Genomic DNA, 17,948 nt, shown 5'->3' with positions numbered 1-17,948 from the left:
TTTTATGAAATAAAAAACCATAAATCAATTTAAATTGATCTGATATTTTTTAGAGTCGTGCCTACCATCGCAGCCATTCCCTCTTTTTTGGAGTTCCTCCATGTGTGGCATCGTCGGCGCAGTCTCTTCCCGCAACATCGTTCCCGTTCTCGTACAAGGCCTGCAACGCCTCGAATACCGGGGCTATGACTCCTGCGGTGTGGCCGTGCACGCCGCCAGCCTGAGTGGCGGCACGGGGGGGCTGCAACGCGCCCGCAGCACCTCGCGTGTGGCCGAGCTGATGGACCAGGTCAGCGCCGACCACATCGCAGGCGGCACGGGCATTGCGCACACCCGCTGGGCCACGCACGGCGCGCCTGCGGTGCACAACGCGCACCCGCACTTCAGCCACGGCACGGGCGCGGCAGACACCAAGCCAGGGCGCGTGGCGCTGGTTCACAACGGCATCATCGAAAACCACGAAGAACTGCGCGCCGCACTGCAAGCCAAGGGCTATGTGTTCACCAGCCAGACCGACACCGAAGTCATCGCCCACCTGGTGGACAGCGTGTACGACGGCGACTTGTTTGAAGCCGTCAAGACCGCCATCCGCCAACTGCATGGTGCGTATGCGATTGCGGTGTTCCACAAGGACGAGCCGCAGCGCGTGATCGGTGCGCGTGCGGGCTCGCCGCTCATCCTGGGTGTTGGCCAGGGCGAGACCTTCCTGGCCAGCGACGCGATGGCGCTGGCGGGCGTGACCGACCAGATCGTCTACCTGGAAGAGGGCGATGTGGTCGACATCCAGCTGGGCAAATACTGGGTGGTGGACCGTGAGCACAAGGCCGTGCAACGTGTGGTCAAGACCGTGCACGCCCACAGCGGCGCGGCCGACCTGGGCCCTTACCGCCACTACATGCAAAAGGAAATCTTCGAGCAACCGCGTGCGATTGCCGACACGCTCGAAGGCGTCGAAGGCATCACGCCCGAGTTGTTTGGCGACGGTGCCTACAGCACCTTCAAGGCGATCGACAACGTCTTGATCTTGGCTTGCGGCACCAGCTACTACAGCGGCTGCGTGGCCAAGTACTGGATCGAGGCGATCGCCAAAGTGCCCTGCCAGGTCGAGATCGCCAGCGAATACCGTTACCGCGAATCGGTACCCAACCCGAGCACGCTGATCGTCACCATCACCCAAAGTGGCGAAACTGCCGACACCCTGGCCGCGCTGCGCCACGCACAAAGCCTGGGCATGACGCACACGCTCACCATCTGCAACGTGTCCACCAGCGCCATGGTGCGCGAATGCAAGCACGCCTACGTGACCCGCGCCGGGGCTGAGATTGGTGTGGCCTCGACCAAGGCCTTCACCACGCAGTTGGCGGGTTTGTTCCTGCTCACGCTGGCCCTGGCGCAGACCAAAGGCCGACTGAGTGATGCCGAAGAAGCCGCGCACATCAAAGCCATGCGCCACCTGCCCGCCGCGCTGCAGGCCGTGCTGGCGCTGGAGCCGCAGGTGATGGCCTGGGCGCAGGAATTCGCCAGCAAAGAAAACGCGCTTTTCCTGGGTCGTGGCACGCACTACCCCATTGCGCTGGAAGGCGCGCTCAAGCTCAAGGAGATCACCTACATCCACGCCGAGGCCTATGCCGCCGGTGAACTCAAACACGGCCCGCTGGCCTTGGTGACCAGCGCCATGCCGGTGGTGACGGTGGCCCCCAACGACCAGCTGCTCGAAAAGCTCAAGAGCAATATGCAGGAAGTGCGCGCCCGTGGTGGTGTGCTCTATGTGCTGGCCGATGGCGACACGAAGATCGAAAGCAGCGAAGGCATCAACGTCATCCGCATGCCCGAGCACTACGGTGTGCTCTCCCCCATCTTGCACGTGGTGCCACTGCAACTGCTCAGCTACCACACGGCATGCGCAAGGGGGACGGATGTGGACAAGCCGAGGAACCTGGCCAAGAGCGTTACTGTCGAATAATTCTGTGCGCACGGCTCACGCAGATATGGAAGACGCATCCATGAAAAAACGCTTCATGATTTTTGTCATTGACGACTTGACAGGGTCGGGCACCTTCGAGGAAATGCAAGCGATTGATCGCTTCAACGATGGCTTGAGAAGCCGTGGGCAATGGATTTTTGCAGGCGGGCTCGCAGCGCCTGCCCACGGTAATGTCATTGACAACCGACAGGACGCCCATCTTTCGACGGGCAAACCCTTGTTTGCTGCCCAAGAGAATTACAGTGGCTTTTGGCTCATCGAAGCTGAAAACTCCGAGCTGGCCACCCAGCTGGCCTTCGAGGCATCCAGAGCCTGCAATCGCAAGGTGGAACTGCGGCCCTTGCTGGGCTAAGTTCTGAATCGCCACAGATTGGTCTGGCTCTTCAGTTCCTACAGGCCAATGGCCGCTGACCTTTGCTCATGTGCCTTGCGCTACATGCACCCCCGGCCGCCGCCCACCGTTCCACTTCCCCCCCAGCGCCCGCTCGATCTGCGCCGCCAGCTGCAGCAGCAGACCATCGTTGGCTTGGCGTGCCTGGGCATGGATGCCCAGGGGCAGGCCGTTCTCTTGGGTGGCCATGGGCAGTGAGATGCCGGGGATGCCGCACAGGTTGGACAGCGGGGTGTAGGCGAAGTTTTGCCAGAGGTTCTCGAACCAGTCGTACACCGAGGGGTTGTCGCTGATCGTCAGGTATTCTGTGGTGCCCAGCTTGGGCGTGGGCAGGGCGGTGATGGGTGTGAGGATGATGTCCCACTGCTCAAAGAACTCGCCAAAGCCGCGTGAGGTGGTGTTGAACACGGCCTGCATGCGGGCGCGTTCGGCGTAGCTGGTTTTCAGGCCTTCTTCCCAGATCTTGATGTTGATCGGCTCCACCAAGTCAGCCGGCGGGCGCTCCAGCTCCAGTGGCTTGAGCAGGTTGGTGATGGTCTGTGCAAAGTTGCTGATGTAGCAGGTGGTCTGCGCGGCAAAGGCGGCTTCCATGTCCACCTGGGGCAGTGCCCATTCGACGTGGTGGCCGAGGCTTTGCAGAAAGCGGCCAGCTTTTTCGAGTTCGGCGACAAAGTGCGGCACGGCGCGGTAGTGGCCCCACTCATGCGACAAGGCGATGCGCAGCCGCCCCGGGTCGCGCTGGATGAGCGTGCTGTAGGGCTCGGGCGCAGACCAGTAAGGCATGAACTCGCCCGGTGCGCCGCCACGGCAATGGTCCACAAAGGCCGCGGTGTCGCGCACGGTGCGGCTTTGGCAGCCTTGGGTCGACACAAAGCCGGTGATGTCGGACGCGGCGGGTGCGATCGAGAACACGCCCCGTGAGGGTTTGAGGCCGATGTTCCCGTTGAAGCCCGCCGGAATGCGGATCGAGCCACCGCCATCGGTGGCGTGCGACAGCGGCAACACACCCGCCGCCAGGGCCGCCGCCGTGCCTGCCGACGAGCCGCAGGTGGTGTACGCCAAATCCCAGGGGTTGCGGGTCACGTACACCGCCGGGTTTTCGGCCGAGCTGCACACACCAAACTCGGGGGTGGTGGTGCGGCCGATCACGTTCAGCCCGGCCTGTTTGATGCGGGCGGCCAGGTAGCTGTCGGCGCTGGCCCGGTTGCCGCGCATCAAAAGAGAACCCATTTCCTGCAAGCGGCCCTTGAGCGTGGGGCCCAGGTCTTTCATCAGGTAGGGCACACCTGCAAAAGGCCCGTCCGGGTTCATGCCATCGCGTGTGGGCTCGGTCAGCAGGTCTTCAAACACTTCGACCACGGCACTGAGCGTCGGGTTGACTTTGGCAATGCCTGCGGCTGCTTGTTGCGCCAGTTCAGCAGGCGTCACATCGCCCTGCCTGATCCGCTCGGCCAGACCCACGGCATCGTGACTGGCCCATTCATCCCAACCCATGATGAGTGACATCGCTGTTTGCCTTTGTGTTTGCTGCAATCTGGATAAATTAAAGCAGACTCCAACGCGTGCGCTTGTCGCTGTCGTGATGCTGTGCAAAGTCTTTATAGTCAGGCTTCGCCCGTTTTCATGGCCCTGTGCCTGAGTCTGTTTTGAGCCCTCCGTCCACCACGAGTCCGATCCATGTGCATTTTTCTGAAGTGCACGGCAAAGGCGTGTTCGCCGCGCGGCACATGGCCGCAGGCGAGACAGTGATCGAGTATGTGGGCGAGCTCATCAGCATGGCCGAGGCCATTGCCCGCCACCCGCACGATCCCCAGGATCCGAACCACACGTTTTACTTTCAGCTCGACGATGAACGGGTGATCGATGCGGTACGGGACGGCAACGATTCCAAGTGGATCAACCATTCATGTCGACCCAACTGTGAACCCGAAGAGGTCGATGGCCGCATCTTCATCAAGACGCGCAGGCCCGTGTTTCGCGGCGAGGAACTGACCTTTGACTATGGGCTGGTGAGCGACGAGCCTATGAGCGAAGCGCTCAGGGCGCGCTACGCCTGCCGCTGTGGTGCGCGCAAGTGCCGTGGCACGATGTTGGCATCACCATAGGGGTTAGCCCCGATTCCTGGAAGTTCAAACCCGCACAAAATTACTTCAAACCTCAAATATTGAGACTCAAATGAAATAAGCCAGACCCGCGCTGGCAGGAGCGAACATGAAAATCGTGTGCATTGGCGGTGGCCCCTCGGGGTTGTACTTCGCGTTGCTGATGAAAAAACTCGGCCCCCACCACGACATCACGGTGGTCGAGCGCAACAAGCCCTACGACACCTTTGGCTGGGGCGTGGTGTTTTCGGACCAGACGCTGGAGAACATGCGCCAGTGGGACATCGAGACCGCCAACGAGGTGCAGCAGGCCTTCAACCACTGGGACGACATCGAGCTGCATTTCAAGGACCGCGTGATCCGCTCGGGTGGCCACGGTTTTGTGGGCATTGGCCGCAAGAAACTGCTCAACATCCTGCAGGCACGTTGCGAGCAACTGGGTGTCAAGCTGCTGTTCGAGCAGGATGTGCAGTCAGACCTCGACTTCCCAGACGCCGACCTGATCATTGCCAGCGATGGCATCAACTCGCGTGTGCGCAGCCGCTTGCCCGAGGTCTTCCAGCCCGACATCGTCACGCGCCCCAACCGCTACATCTGGCTGGGCACCAACCGCCAATACGACGCTTTCACGTTTTTGTTTGAAAAGACCGAGCACGGCTGGTTTCAGGCGCATGTCTATAAATTCGACCACCTCACCTCGACCTTTATCGTCGAGTGCCCCGAGCACGTCTGGCTGGCACACGGTCTGGACAAGGCCGATCAAGACACGTCCATCGCTTTCTGCGAAAAGCTCTTTGCCAAGAACCTGCAAGGCGAGAAGCTGATGACCAACGCCCGCCACCTGCGCGGCTCGGCTTGGCTCAACTTCCAGCGCGTGAAGTGCGCCAACTGGTCGCACTTCAACGGCAACAGCCATGTGGTGCTGATGGGCGACGCGGTGCACACCGCACACTTTGCGATCGGTTCGGGCACCAAGCTCGCGCTCGAAGACGCGATAGAGCTGGTTCGCCAGTTCAAGGCCTTGGGCGACACGGCAGACCGCATTCCTGAGGTGCTGAAACATTACCAAGCCGTGCGCGAGATCGATGTGATCCGCCTGCAAAACGCGGCTTGGAATGCGATGGAATGGTTCGAGGTCTGTGGCGAGCGCTACTGCGACCAGCTCGAACCTGAGCAGTTCATGTACTCCATGCTCACCCGCAGCCAGCGCATCAGCCACGAGAATTTGCGCCTGCGCGACAAGGCCTGGCTGGAAGGCTATGAGGCCTGGTTTGCAGGCCGCACGGCCACACCTGGTGTGCGTCCACCGATGTTCACGCCCTATACCCAGCGCTCGGTCACGCTCAAGAACCGTGTGGTGGTTTCGCCCATGGCGCAATACATGGCGGTGGATGGCTGCGTGGGTGACGACCACCTCGTGCACCTGGGCGCACGCGCCATGGGCGGCGCAGGGCTGGTGATGGTCGAGATGACCGCGCCCAGCGCCGACGGCCGGATCACACACGGCTGTCCAGGCCTGTGGAATGACCAGCAGACCACCGACTTTGCAAGAGTGGTGGAGTGGGTACATGCCAAGTCAGACGCCAAGATCGGCCTGCAGATCGGCCACGCCGGGCCCAAAGGCTCGACCTGCCGCCCCTGGCAAGGCGCGGGCATGGACCAGCCTGTGCCCGCAGACGACGCAGAAGGCAACTGGCCCCTGATCGCTGCGTCAGCCATCCCGTATCTGCCCCACGGCGATGTGCCCCGTGCCATGACGCGTGCCGACATGGATCGCGTCACAGCCGACTTCGTGGCCAGCACGCAGCGCGCTGCCCAAGCCGGCTTTGACTGGCTGGAACTGCACTGCGCCCACGGCTATTTGTTGTCGAGCTTCATCAGCCCGCTCACCAACCAACGAACCGACGCGTACGGCGGCTCGCTCGAAAACCGTTTGCGTTACCCGCTGGAAGTCTTTGCCGCCGTGCGTGCGGCCTGGCCCAAGGATTTGCCGATGTCGGTGCGCATCTCGGCGCACGACTGGGTCGAAGGCGGCATCACGCCGACCGACGCGGTTGAGATTGCCCGCGCCTTCAAGGCCGCAGGCGCCGACATGATCGACTGCTCTTCGGGTCAGGTCAGTGCCCAGCAAAAGCCCACCTACGGCCGCATGTATCAGACACCGTTTGCCGACCGCATCCGCCAGGAAGCGGGCATAGCCACCATCGCAGTCGGTGCCATCTCTGAGGCCGACCACGTCAACAGCATCCTGGCCGCTGGCCGCGCCGACCTGTGTGCCGTGGCCCGCCCGCACCTGGCCAATCCGGCCTGGACGCTGACCGAAGCCGCACGCATCGGCTTCAAGGACATCGCCTGGCCGCGCGCCTACGTGTCGGGCAAGCCCCAGCTCGAAGCGGGTTTTGCCCGCGAGCGTGCCCAGCAGGCTGCGAGCAAGGGGGACTGAGATGGCCGATGAACTGCAAGGCTGCCACGCCCTCATCACCGGCGCGGGCGCAGGCATTGGCGCGGCCATCGCACTGCAGCTCGCGCAAGCGGGTTGCCGCTTGACCCTGTGTGGCCGCTCGCTAGACAAGTTGCAGGCGCAAGCCGAGGCGCTGCGTGCGCAAGTGCCCGACGTGGCAGTGTTCATTGCGCCCATGGACGTGGGCGATGAACAGTCCGTGCAAGCGGCGGTGCAGCAGGCGCAGGCCCGCCTTGGCCCGGTGAACATCCTGGTCAACAACGCGGGCCAGGCGCACAGCGCGCCCTTTGCCAAGACCGATGCCGCGCTGTGGCAACAGATGTTGAACGTCAACCTCACAGGCACCTACCACTGCATCCAGGCCGTGCTGCCGGGCATGCTCGAAGCGGCAGCCAGCGGAACACCCGGGCGCATCGTCAACATCGCCAGCACAGCAGGCCTCAAAGGCTATGCCTATGTGAGCGCCTATGTGGCCGCCAAGCATGGCGTGGTGGGCCTGACCAAAGCGCTGGCCTTGGAGTTGGCCCGCAAGGGCGTGACCGTGAACGCGATTTGCCCCGGTTACACCGAAACCGACATCGTGCGAGAAGCGGTGCAAAACATCGTGAGCAAAACAGGCAAGAGCGAAGCCGAAGCGAGACAAGCCTTGGCCGCGAGCAACCCGCAACAGCGCTTGGTGCAGCCGCACGAAGTGGCGCAAAGCGTGCTGTGGCTGTGCGCGGCAGGCAGCGAAGCGATCAACGGTCAATCGATTGCCATCGATGGTGGGGAGTTGGTGTCATGAGCGCACGACAAGACACTGACATGGCCTCTGTGGACATGGAAAAGCGCGCGCACGCCGATCACCACGCTTCACTGCGCCTGTGGCTGCGTCTGTTGTCGGCCACCACCCGCATAGAAGACACCATCCGCCAACGCTTGCGCGAACAGTTTGGCATCACGCTGCCGCGCTTTGACCTGATGGCGCAACTGGAGCGCGAACCGCAAGGCTTGTCGATGAGCGAGCTGTCGCGCCGCATGATGGTCACGGGCGGCAACGTCACCAGCATCGTCGACCAGCTCGAAAAAGAACAACTGGTGCAGCGGCAAATGCAGGCCAGCGACCGCCGCTCCTACACCGTCAGTCTGACCGAGGCCGGGCGCAGCGCATTTGCGGCCATGGCCCAGGCCCACGAAGGCTGGGTCGTCGAGCTGCTGTCGCCGCTGGTGGCAAGCCAACAAGAACAACTGCACAAATTGCTGGGCACCTTGAAGTCCGGCAGCCCTACAAATTCTGAGGAGACAAAATGAGCCAACGCTACCTGCCCGGTCAGCCGCACCAGCTGCCCCGCCACAACCAGCCCATGGCGGGCTACCAGCCCGAGCATTTTTTGCTGTCTGTCAAAGACGGTGTGGCCACGGTGAGCCTGAACCGCCCCGAGCGCAAGAACCCGCTGTCGTTTGACTCGTACGCCGAACTGCGCGACTTTTTCCGCGCCTTGCCTTACGCGCCCGATGTGCATGCGGTGGTCATCACGGGCGAGGGCGGCAACTTCTGTTCGGGCGGCGATGTACACGAAATCATCGGGCCGCTCACGAAGCTCGACATGCCCGGCCTCTTGGCCTTCACCCGCATGACGGGCGATCTGGTCAAGGCCATGCGCGCTTGCCCACAACCCATCATCGCGGCCATCGATGGCGTGTGCGCGGGCGCAGGGGCCATCCTGGCCATGGCGTCTGACCTGCGCTACGGCACCGAGCGCAGCAAGACTTATTTCCTGTTCAACAAGGTCGGCTTGGCCGGATGTGACATGGGCGCGTGCGCGCTTTTGCCGCGCATCATCGGCCAGGGCCGTGCCAGCGAGCTGCTGTTCACCGGGCGTGGCCTGGGCGCGCTAGAAGCAGAGCGCTGGGGTTTTTACAACCGCGTGTGCGAGGCAGGCACCGTGTTGGCCGATGCACAGGCCATCGCCGCCCAGCTGGTGGCAGGCCCCACCTTTGCCAACGGCATCACCAAAAAAATGCTGCAACAAGAATGGAACATGGGCGTGGACGAAGCCATTGAGGCCGAAGCCCAGGCCCAAGCCATCTGCATGGCCACCAACGACTTCCACCGGGCTTATCACGCCTTTGTGGCCAAGCAAACGCCCGTGTTTGAAGGGGACTGAGCCATGTCAGACCACCCAGCCAATCACCCGCCAGAACTCGACTGGCCTTTCTTTGACAACAGCCACCGCGACTTCAAAGTGCGGCTGGATGCTTGGTGCCAAGAGCACCTTGTCCACGCGCACCACGACGAAAGCCGCGACGCGGTGGACGCCGAATGCATCCGTCTGGTGCGCCTGCTGGGCAGCGGCGGCTGGCTCAAACACGCGGTCTCGGGCACGGCCTACGGCGCCGCATCGGATGTGATCGACACCCGCCAGCTCTGCCTGCTGCGAGAAACACTGGCTTTTCATAATGGCTTGTCTGACTTCGCGTTTGCCATGCAGGGCTTGGGCACAGGCGCCATCAGCCTCATGGGCACAGCCGATCAAAAGCAGCGCTACCTGTCGCGTGTGGCGTCGGGTCAGGCCTTGAGCGCCTTTGCCCTAAGCGAGCCCGATGCAGGCTCCGATGTGGCCGCCATGCAGTGCAGCGCGACGGCCACGGCAGACGGCTATGTGCTCAACGGCCGCAAGACCTGGATCAGCAACGGCGGCATCGCCGACTTTTATGTGGTGTTCGCCCGCACGGGCGAAGCGCCCGGCGCACGCGGCATCACGGCTTTCATTGTCGATGCCGACACGCCCGGTCTGTCGATTGAAGAGCGCATCGACGTGGTGGCGCCCCACCCGCTGGCCACGCTCAAGTTTGACAACTGCAAGGTCGCTGCCAAGCAACGCATTGGCGAAGCGGGCCAAGGCTTCAAGGTCGCCATGGCCACGCTCGATGTGTTCCGCACCTCGGTGGCCGCGGCCGCTTTGGGCTTTGGGCGGCGTGCGCTGCACGAGTCCATCAGCTGGGCGCGCTCACGCAAGATGTTTGGCCAAACCTTGGGTGACTTTCAGATCACCCAGACCAAGATCGCCCAGATGGCCACCATGCTGGACGCGGCCACGCTCTTGACCTACCGCGCCGCTTGGCTGCGCGACCAAGGCGGGCGCATCACCCGTGAGGCGGCCATGGCCAAGATGACCGCGACCGAAAACGCGCAGCAGATCATCGACATGGCGGTGCAGATGCACGGCGGCATGGGTGTCAAAAAAGGTGTGATGGTGGAGTCGCTGTACCGCGAGATTCGGGCGCTGCGCATTTACGAAGGTGCCACCGAAGTGCAGCAGCTGATCATTGGCAAGGATGTGTTGAAAGGCTGATATGAGCGACTGGAACCAACTGCTGCCCAGCAGCCACACCGACAGCTTTGCGCGTGACCGACTGCCGCCCCAAGATCAACTGCCTGTGTTCATCGCCGTCCGGCCCGAGCTGGACTACCCGGACCAGATCAACTGCGCGGTGGAACTGGTGGATCGGCATGTGCGCGAAGGCCGAGGCGATCGCATTGCGCTGCATGGCGTGAGCGACTTCAACAAGGGCGGTGACTTCAGTTGGACCTATGCGCAGCTGCAAGACAAGAGCAACCGCATCGCCCAGGTGCTGACCCACGACATGGGCCTCGTGCCCGGCAACCGCATTTTGCTGCGCGGCGGCAACAGCCCCATGATGGCCGCTTGCTTGCTGGGCGCGCTCAAGGCGGGCTTGGTGGCGGTGCCCACCATGCCGCTGCTGCGTGCGGGCGAGTTGGCACAGATCATCGACAAAGCCCAAGTCAGCGCCGCCCTGTGCGACAGCCTGTTGGCCGACGAACTGCAGCACTGCATGACGCCCGGCCACGCCAGCCACATGGCCAGCTTGCAGCAGCTGGTGCAGTTCCGCAGCGACGCCCCTGATGGCCTCGAGCAGCGCATGGCGCAGCAAAGTGGCGCGTACACGCCTCACGCCACCAGCCGCGACGACGTGTGCCTGATCGCGTTCACCAGCGGCACCACGGGCAAGCCCAAGGGCACCATGCACTTCCACCGCGATGTGCTGGCCATGTGCGATTTGTTCCCGCGCCACATCTTGCAAATGAATGAAAACGATGTGGTGTGCGGCACGCCGCCCATTGCCTTCACCTTCGGCTTGGGCGGTCTGCTGGCGTTCCCGCTGCGCTATGGTGCCAGCACCATGCTGCTCGAAAAGCATACGCCCGAGACCTTGATGCAGACCATTGCCAAGTACCGCGCCACGCAGTGCTACACCGCGCCCACCATGTACCGCCAGATGGCAACGCTGGCCAAAGGCGTTGACCTGTCGAGCCTCAAGCACCCGGTGTCGGCGGGCGAGGCCTTGCCCGACGCCACCCGCCAGCTGTGGAAGCAGGCCACGGGCATAGAGATGACCGACGGCATTGGTGGCACCGAAGTGATCCACATCTACATCTCGAGCGCGGGCGCGCAAGTGCGCCCCGGCAGCATCGGTCAGGTGGTGCCCGGCTATGTGGCGCAGATCGTGGGCGAAGACATGCAGAGCGTGCCACCCGGCACCGTGGGCCGCCTGGCGGTGCGCGGCCCCACCGGCTGCAAATACCTGGACGACCCGCGCCAGCAGGACTATGTGAAGGCGGGCTGGAACCTGCCCGGCGACACCTTTGTCATGGATGCGGATGGCTACTTCAGCTACCAGGCGCGCAACGACGACATGATCATCTCGGCGGGCTACAACATCGCCGGACCCGAGGTCGAAAGCGCACTGCTGCAACACCCGGCCGTGGCCGAGTGCGGCGTGGTCGGCATGCCCGACGAAGACCGCGGCCACATCGTGCAGGCTTATGTGGTGCTCAAGCCCGGCCACACGGGCGATGCGGCCATGGAAAAAGCCTTGCAAGAGCACGTCAAGCAAACCATCGCCCCATTCAAATACCCGCGCAAGGTGATTTTCTTGGACGCCTTGCCCCGCACCGAAACCGGCAAACTGCAGCGCTTCAAGCTGCGGCAAATTTCTTCCTGAGGAACCCACCATGTTCAACATCCTCCAACCCGAAGGCTGGGCACCCGCCAAAGGCTATGCCAACGGCATCGAAGCGCGTGGCCGCATGGTGTTTGTGGCGGGCATGATCGGCTGGAACGGTCAATGCCAGTTCGAGACCGACGACTTCGTTGCCCAATGCAGACAGGCCCTGCAAAATATCGTCGACACACTCGCGTGCGCAGGCGCAGGCCCACAGCACATGGCGCGCATGACCTGGTACGTCAAAGACAAGAAGGAATACCTGGCGCGAGGGCGCGAACTGGGCAAGGTCTACCAGGAAGTCATGGGCAAGCACTACCCGGCCATGACCTTGGTGCAGGTGGCCGATCTGGTGGAAGACCGGGCCAAAGTGGAGATCGAAGTGACAGCGGTGGTGCCGGACTGAAGTCGTCATCGGACGCTGGGAAATTCACCACGTCCAATGGCTTCAGCAGGTCAAACATCAGATCACAAAGCCTCCATTCGGGCTAATGACCTGTCCTACGAGGTAATGATCTTGTGCGGCCAGAAAGACCGCGACATTGGCATATTCCTCGGGGCGACCCAAACGTCCACTCGGCACCATCTGGTAGAGGCGGTTGACCTGCGCCTCGGTTGTGCTTTCAAGGTACACCTCGAAGTCCGGCGTGAGCACGCCACCACAAGCAACGGCATTGACGTAAACATTGGCCCCCGCCACATCGAGCGCGGTGGTTTTTGTCAGGTTGATAACGCCCGCCTTGGTGGCCGAATAGCCCGGGCTGTGCAGGCTGTTGGCACCCAGCCCGGCGATGGATGCGATGTTGATGATGCGGCCGGATTTTTGGGGCACCATGAAACGCAAGGCGGCACGGGTGCAGAAGAACACGCCATGCATGTTCACGCCCCACCACTTGAGCCAATCCTCGTCGGACAGCGAGGCTACGATGCCCAGGGCCTGGCGCGGCATGGGTGTGGTCATGTAGGCGTAATGCCGATTGCGCCGCTCAGCCTCGGCAGGTGTGTTGGGCACACGGGCGGCGTTGTTGACCAGCACGTCCACAGTGCCAAAACGCTGCCCGGCCTGGTCAAACATCTGGTCGACCGCAGCGCTGTCGGACACATCGCATGCCAGCGCCAGGCACTGGGCACCGAGCGCTTCCACCGCTGCCTGCGTGGCGTGCAGCGCGACCATGTCGATATCGCAAATGACCAGCGAGGCCCCTTGTCGGGCCATGGCCTGCGCGATGGTGCCGCCCAAACCCAGACCGGCGCCCGTGACCAGAACGACTTTGTCTTTGAGCTGCACATCAGACATTCGGAAAACCCCGAACCGGTATACCGCGTTCGCCGGGGTGGCGGTTGGGCGTGTAGCCCAAGCGAGCCAGGGTGTCGTCGGTGTCTTTGTAGAACTGGCCGATCTGGTAAATCTCTCGGGCATCGTCGCCATTGGCAATGTCGCGGTTGAGCAGACGGGCCTGCTGGACCATGTGCACCACCTGCTGCACCGAGGTCATGCGTTCCCGGTGGGGGCCATTGAGGGTGTCTTCGATGCCGCAGCGCACATGCATGCCCAGAGCGATGGCCATGGCCATCATGGGGTACACATGGCGGTTGAGGGTTTCGAGGGTCAGCACCGCACCGTCGGGCACGCGCCGCACGAATTCCAGCATGTCAACCGGGTTCAGGCCAGCCAGGCTGCCACCGATGGCCACGTAATTGAGGATCAGAGGGCCGTTGTAGTGGCCACGGCGAATCAAGCGTTCGACCGATTCGAGCTGGTGCACATGCCCCAGCATGAAGTGCGGCTGGATGCCTGCAGCCACCAGTCGACGAATGTGTTCTCGGTGCCAGCTGGGGTTGGAGGGGATCACCATGTCTTCGTAGGCAGCCTGCAGTTGCGGGTTTTCAAACGAGGTGCCTGTGAAATCGCCATCCATCATCAGGTCCATGATGTTCATCTGGCTGCTGTTCACGGCCACGGTCACTTGGTCGGGTTTGGGATTCAGGTCCGCCAGCATGTGACGCGTGTCGTCCGACAGCCATTTGGCGGCCTGGCCTTCGTCCTCGGGGGCAAACGAAATCGAGCCGCCCACCTGCAGAATCATTTTGGGCACGGCCTCGCGCAGGCGCGCCAGCATCTCGTTGAACATCGACAGGCGCTTGCTGCCTTTGCCATCGGCTTCGCGCACATGCACGTGCAGCACGGTGGCCCCCGCGTTATAGCAGTCCACGGCTTTCTGGATCTGCTCGTCCATGGTGACAGGGATGTCGTCGCTGTCGCCGGGAATCCATTGCGGCCCATAAGGCGCAACCTGGATCACCAGCTTTTGCTGGTTCTCGGGCAAGAGGGAATCGTCAAGAAAGTGCATGTTTTCCTTGTGAAAGAATCAGTTCAAAGTCAAATCAAGGCATAGACAAAAGCCGCCAGCGCCACGGTCTCGCTGACCATCAGCACGATCGGTTTCCAGCCCACGTTCAGCATGTCCTTGAGGTGTGTCTTCATGCCGATGGCCACAATCGCTGCTATCAGGCACCACTGCGATGTGGCTTGTCCCACCTGAACCACTGTCTGAGGTAACCAAGCCGTGCTGTTGACGAGCACCAGCACCGCAAACGCCACCGCAAACCCGGGCAAGAGCGGAGGCTTCTGCGTTTGCGTTTGGCCCTCGCCTTCGCTGGCCATATGCCGCGCCGTGACCCAGGCCACCAGCGCAATCACGGGCAGCAGCATCGCCACGCGCAGCAGCTTGACCAAGGTGGCCAGATCACCCGCCTCGCGCGAAATGCTGTAGCCCGCACCTACCACCTGCGCCACGTCGTGAATGGTCGCGCCGATGAAGAACCCGGCTTGGGCATCCGTCAGGGCCAGCCCATGCGTGAGCAAGGGGTACAAGACCATGGCTAGGGTCGACAAAGTGCTGACCCCGATGACGGTGAACAGCGTGGCTTTTTCCTTGAGCGGATGATTGGGCAAAGCGGCCGACAGCGCCAATGCAGCGGACGCACCGCAAATGCCCACCGCGCCGCCGGTCAACAAGCCAAAGAACACGCGATACCCCATCCAGCGGGCCAGCACCACGCCCAGCGCAATGGTGAAGGCCACAGCACCCAGCACCATCAGCACAGGCTGCCAGCCCAAAGCGGTGACTTGGTCGAGCGTGATGCGCAGACCCAACAGGGCCACGCCGATGCGCAGCACCTGACGTGCCGTAACGTCGATGCCCGGTTTGCACGCCCCTTCAACCGAGAGAAAGTTCAGCGCCATGCCCAGCAGCAGGGCCATGAGCATGACCGGTGCACCGTAGTGCTCGGACACGAACCTGGCGGCAATGGCCACGACCGCACAGACCCAGAAACCTCGCCAGCGGGGTGCCAACCACCGTTGTAATGGCCATGACATCATCTGGGCCAGCATGAGGAACCTCTTTCAAAAAAAAGGCCAACGGATTTCGTCAGCCAGATAAACCGAAAGCCTGAACCGGGCACAGCCGGCTCGGGCCATCATCATTCAATTTTGAAACCGACCGACTTGAGCATGGCGCCTTGCTTGTCGGACGCAGCTCGCAGGCCCGCCATCAACTCGTCGGGTGTGGCGGCTGTACCCATGGCAAGACCCAGGTTGTTGAAGGTTTCGCGCAGCTTGGGGTCCTGCAAGGCCTTCATGGCCGCCTCGCGCACTTTGGCTTGAACGGGGGCAGGCACATCGGGCGTGGAGAACAGCATGAGGGACACAATCTCTGTCAGATCCTTGTAGCCCAATTCGGTAAATGTGGGCACATCGGGAAACAGGCTCATGCGCTGCGGCGATGTGACCGCCAGTGCCTTGAGCTTGCCCGACCGGACATGCGGTAGTACATTGCCGGACCCATCGAACATCGCCTGAACACTGCCACCAATGAGATCCTGCAAGGCAGGGGGTGAGCCCTTGTAGCCGACATGCACCATGTCGAGTCCAGCCACCTTGTTCAACTCCAGCCCTAGCGTGTGCGAAACGGTGCCCGCGCTGTAGGAGGCAAAACTGATTTTGTCCTTGTTGGCCTTGACATACTTGATGAAGCCGTCCAGGTTTTGTGCACCTGTTTGAGTATTGGTGACGAGCACCAGACCGCCACGTGCCATTTCAACCTGCGGCTGCAAGACCTTGAAAGGATCGAAAGGAACCTTGATCGCATGTGGAACTTCGGAAACCACCCCGCTGATGTTCACCATCAGGGTGTAACCATCTCGCGGTGATTTGAGCAACTCCTGAATACCGAGCAAGCCCCCTGCACCGGGTTTGTTGTCGACCAGAATGGGCTGCCCCAGGATAGGTGACATTTTTTCAGCCAGCAGACGGGCCGTGACGTCGGCCGCGCCACCGGCCGGGCCGCCGACGACGATGCGAACGGGCTTGTCGGGATAGTTCTGGGCCTGCACAGGCCATCCAGCCATCAACAAGGCACTGATGCCCGCTGCTTGAAGCCAGTGGCGACGAAGGTTAAAGGGTTGGCGCATGTTTGTCTCCTCGTTATTTTCTGAAGTGAGTCAGGTCAATGGTGAGCCTTGATCGACGCGATGGTCTGCGCTTTATGCGCTGAAGCTGGTCACGTCGATCGCTTCAAGGCCCTGTGCTTTGCAGAAATTGACGTAGCGGTCCACCATGGATTTCCAGTTCTCAATGGCCAACACGGCGCCTTCAGGTGACATCACGTTCCAGTCGCCCTGAATAATGTTCAGTGTGATGACCTCTTCATTGCCTACCGTGACAGGCGTGTGGCGCGAAGCGGCCGTTTCAAAGACGAAGCTGCCAGCGTTGGCGACCCAGTTGTGTTCTTTGTAGCGCCAGCTGCCAGTCACTGTCCACACCATCACGGTACCGGAATGGTGGTGCATCGGCAGCTCGGTATAGGGAGGCAACTTCAGCAGCGTGGTCCATTCGCCACGAATGGGGTCCACTTTGATGAGTTTGAGGAAGATCTCTTCGCTGTAAGGCGAAAAAGGCATCCAGGGAAGCGCTTCAACGTCGATCAGCGCAGTGTCAATGGTTTCGTGGAACATGGCGTTTGCCTTTTGAGTGGTTGGGGCGGGTAAATTTTGGGAAGCGGCAGAGACCGCTGCAGCATGCGCAGGGCGAGGGGCATTGGCTGCGGCTGCACGGCCTGCATCGACGTCGGTGAAAAACTCCATCAGACGTTCCACCACCCAGGCGGGACGCTCTTCAGGAATCCAGTGGCCGCAGCCTTCGGCCACACCCCCGCGCACGTCGGAGGCGACGCGCTGCCAGGAATCCACCGCATACATGGAACGACCCACGATCTTGTTGCCGCCGCCGTACACCAGAATGGGCATTTGCAGCTTGCCTTGTGCAATGAAGGCTTTGTTGTCCCGTGCGTTGCGAGCCATTTCGCGGTAGTAGTTGAAGCCCGCCCGCATGGCTCCAGGCTGCGAGTAGGCCCGGATGTATTCGCGCTGGGCTTCTTCCGAAACGGCATCGGGCCGAGCCCCGGCTTTGCTGAACATGTGGCGCAGGTAAATGTCTTCACGGCCTTCGATCAGAGCCTCGGGCAAGTCGCTTTCGGCGTGGAAGCCAAAGTGCCAGCGCCCCATGGCGGTGAGCGCTGAGCCATCACCCGGCACGGGCGCATCGAAGATGGCCATCGACATCACTGCCTGACGGTGCAGTGCAGCCAGCGCATAAGCCACTGGCCCGCCCCAATCGTGGGCCACCACATGGAAGCACCGCTCGTCCAGCACCTCGGTCATCAGACGCCAGATGTCTTGTGCCACGGTGCGTGTGTCGTAACCGGTCGCGGGTCGTGACGAGTCACCCAGGCCACGCATGTCGACCGCGATCACCCGGTAACGTTGCATCAGACCCGGTAGCACATCTCGCCACATGTACCAGGTTTGGGGCCAGCCGTGCAGCAGCACGATGGTCGGTCCCTGACCACCGGTGACGTAGTGCAAGCGCACATCACCCAGATTGGCCCATTCGTGACGAAGCTCCAGGTTCAAACCCAATTCGCGTTCCATGATGTTCTC

The 17,948-nt window shown here is 61.9% G+C and carries 16 protein-coding genes; 10 read left to right on the top strand and 6 right to left on the bottom strand.

Annotation, left to right across the window (positions count from 1 at the left end):
• The first annotated feature begins 100 nt into the window (after positions 1-100).
• Entirely contained in the window at positions 101-1,963 is a 1,863-nt protein-coding gene (gene glmS / locus IC609_RS03615) for a glutamine--fructose-6-phosphate transaminase (isomerizing) (protein WP_191818075.1), read from the top strand.
• A gap of 40 nt (positions 1,964-2,003) precedes the next feature.
• Positions 2,004-2,336 (top strand): YciI family protein, encoded by a 333-nt coding sequence (locus IC609_RS03610; RefSeq protein WP_191818074.1) that lies wholly within the window; start codon positions 2,004-2,006, stop codon positions 2,334-2,336.
• A gap of 66 nt (positions 2,337-2,402) precedes the next feature.
• On the opposite strand, the gene IC609_RS03605 is transcribed toward IC609_RS03610, so the two are convergent.
• Positions 2,403-3,881 (bottom strand): amidase, encoded by a 1,479-nt coding sequence (locus IC609_RS03605; protein ID WP_191818073.1) that lies wholly within the window; start codon positions 3,879-3,881, stop codon positions 2,403-2,405.
• 140 nt (positions 3,882-4,021) lie between these two features.
• Between IC609_RS03605 and IC609_RS03600 the strand changes: the two genes are divergently transcribed.
• The 8 genes from IC609_RS03600 to IC609_RS03565 all read left to right on the top strand — a co-directional run bounded on the left by IC609_RS03600 (position 4,022) and on the right by IC609_RS03565 (position 12,351).
• Positions 4,022-4,480 carry an SET domain-containing protein gene (locus tag IC609_RS03600; RefSeq protein WP_225223972.1) on the top strand — a complete coding sequence of 153 codons (459 nt, stop codon included), beginning with the start codon at positions 4,022-4,024 and terminating at the stop codon, positions 4,478-4,480.
• Positions 4,481-4,586: 106 nt separating this feature from the next.
• Entirely contained in the window at positions 4,587-6,920 is a 2,334-nt protein-coding gene (locus tag IC609_RS03595; protein ID WP_191818072.1) for a bifunctional salicylyl-CoA 5-hydroxylase/oxidoreductase, read from the top strand.
• Position 6,921: 1 nt separating this feature from the next.
• Positions 6,922-7,722, top strand: coding sequence for an SDR family NAD(P)-dependent oxidoreductase (locus IC609_RS03590; protein WP_191818071.1), 801 nt, complete (start codon positions 6,922-6,924; stop codon positions 7,720-7,722).
• A complete protein-coding gene (locus tag IC609_RS03585) occupies positions 7,719-8,228 on the top strand; it encodes a MarR family winged helix-turn-helix transcriptional regulator (protein WP_225223971.1) in 510 nt (169 codons plus the stop codon). Before IC609_RS03590 ends, IC609_RS03585 begins: the two co-directional genes overlap by 4 nt.
• A complete protein-coding gene (locus tag IC609_RS03580; protein ID WP_191818070.1) occupies positions 8,225-9,085 on the top strand; it encodes an enoyl-CoA hydratase family protein in 861 nt (286 codons plus the stop codon). The genes IC609_RS03585 and IC609_RS03580 overlap by 4 nt, the downstream gene beginning before the upstream one ends.
• Before the next feature lie 3 nt (positions 9,086-9,088).
• Entirely contained in the window at positions 9,089-10,273 is a 1,185-nt protein-coding gene (locus IC609_RS03575; protein WP_191818069.1) for an acyl-CoA dehydrogenase family protein, read from the top strand.
• A gap of 1 nt (position 10,274) precedes the next feature.
• Positions 10,275-11,945 (top strand): AMP-binding protein, encoded by a 1,671-nt coding sequence (locus tag IC609_RS03570; protein WP_408610992.1) that lies wholly within the window; start codon positions 10,275-10,277, stop codon positions 11,943-11,945.
• Between the two features lie 10 nt (positions 11,946-11,955).
• On the top strand, positions 11,956-12,351 hold the full coding sequence (locus IC609_RS03565; RefSeq protein WP_191818068.1) for a RidA family protein: 396 nt from the start codon (positions 11,956-11,958) through the stop codon (positions 12,349-12,351).
• Between the two features lie 57 nt (positions 12,352-12,408).
• On the opposite strand, the gene IC609_RS03560 is transcribed toward IC609_RS03565, so the two are convergent.
• From IC609_RS03560 to IC609_RS03540, 5 genes are all read right to left on the bottom strand, one after another.
• Positions 12,409-13,242 (bottom strand): SDR family NAD(P)-dependent oxidoreductase, encoded by an 834-nt coding sequence (locus tag IC609_RS03560; protein ID WP_191818067.1) that lies wholly within the window; start codon positions 13,240-13,242, stop codon positions 12,409-12,411.
• Positions 13,235-14,296, bottom strand: coding sequence for a BKACE family enzyme (locus IC609_RS03555; protein WP_191818066.1), 1,062 nt, complete (start codon positions 14,294-14,296; stop codon positions 13,235-13,237). The genes IC609_RS03560 and IC609_RS03555 overlap by 8 nt, the downstream gene beginning before the upstream one ends.
• Before the next feature lie 29 nt (positions 14,297-14,325).
• The gene (locus tag IC609_RS03550; RefSeq protein WP_191818065.1) at positions 14,326-15,342 is read right to left on the bottom strand and encodes a YeiH family protein; all 1,017 of its coding nucleotides are present in this window, start codon (positions 15,340-15,342) and stop codon (positions 14,326-14,328) included.
• Between the two features lie 89 nt (positions 15,343-15,431).
• Positions 15,432-16,421 (bottom strand): Bug family tripartite tricarboxylate transporter substrate binding protein, encoded by a 990-nt coding sequence (locus tag IC609_RS03545; protein ID WP_191818064.1) that lies wholly within the window; start codon positions 16,419-16,421, stop codon positions 15,432-15,434.
• A 72-nt stretch (positions 16,422-16,493) separates the two neighbouring features.
• Positions 16,494-17,939, bottom strand: coding sequence for an alpha/beta fold hydrolase (locus IC609_RS03540; RefSeq protein ID WP_191818063.1), 1,446 nt, complete (start codon positions 17,937-17,939; stop codon positions 16,494-16,496).
• Positions 17,940-17,948 lie beyond the last annotated feature (9 nt).

The organism is Limnohabitans radicicola (genome assembly GCF_014837235.1).
In the GTDB taxonomy this organism is placed as follows: domain Bacteria; phylum Pseudomonadota; class Gammaproteobacteria; order Burkholderiales; family Burkholderiaceae_C; genus Limnohabitans_A; species Limnohabitans_A radicicola.
Note: the sequence above shows the minus strand (reverse complement) of the source record. Positions and strands in the feature narration are given on the sequence as shown.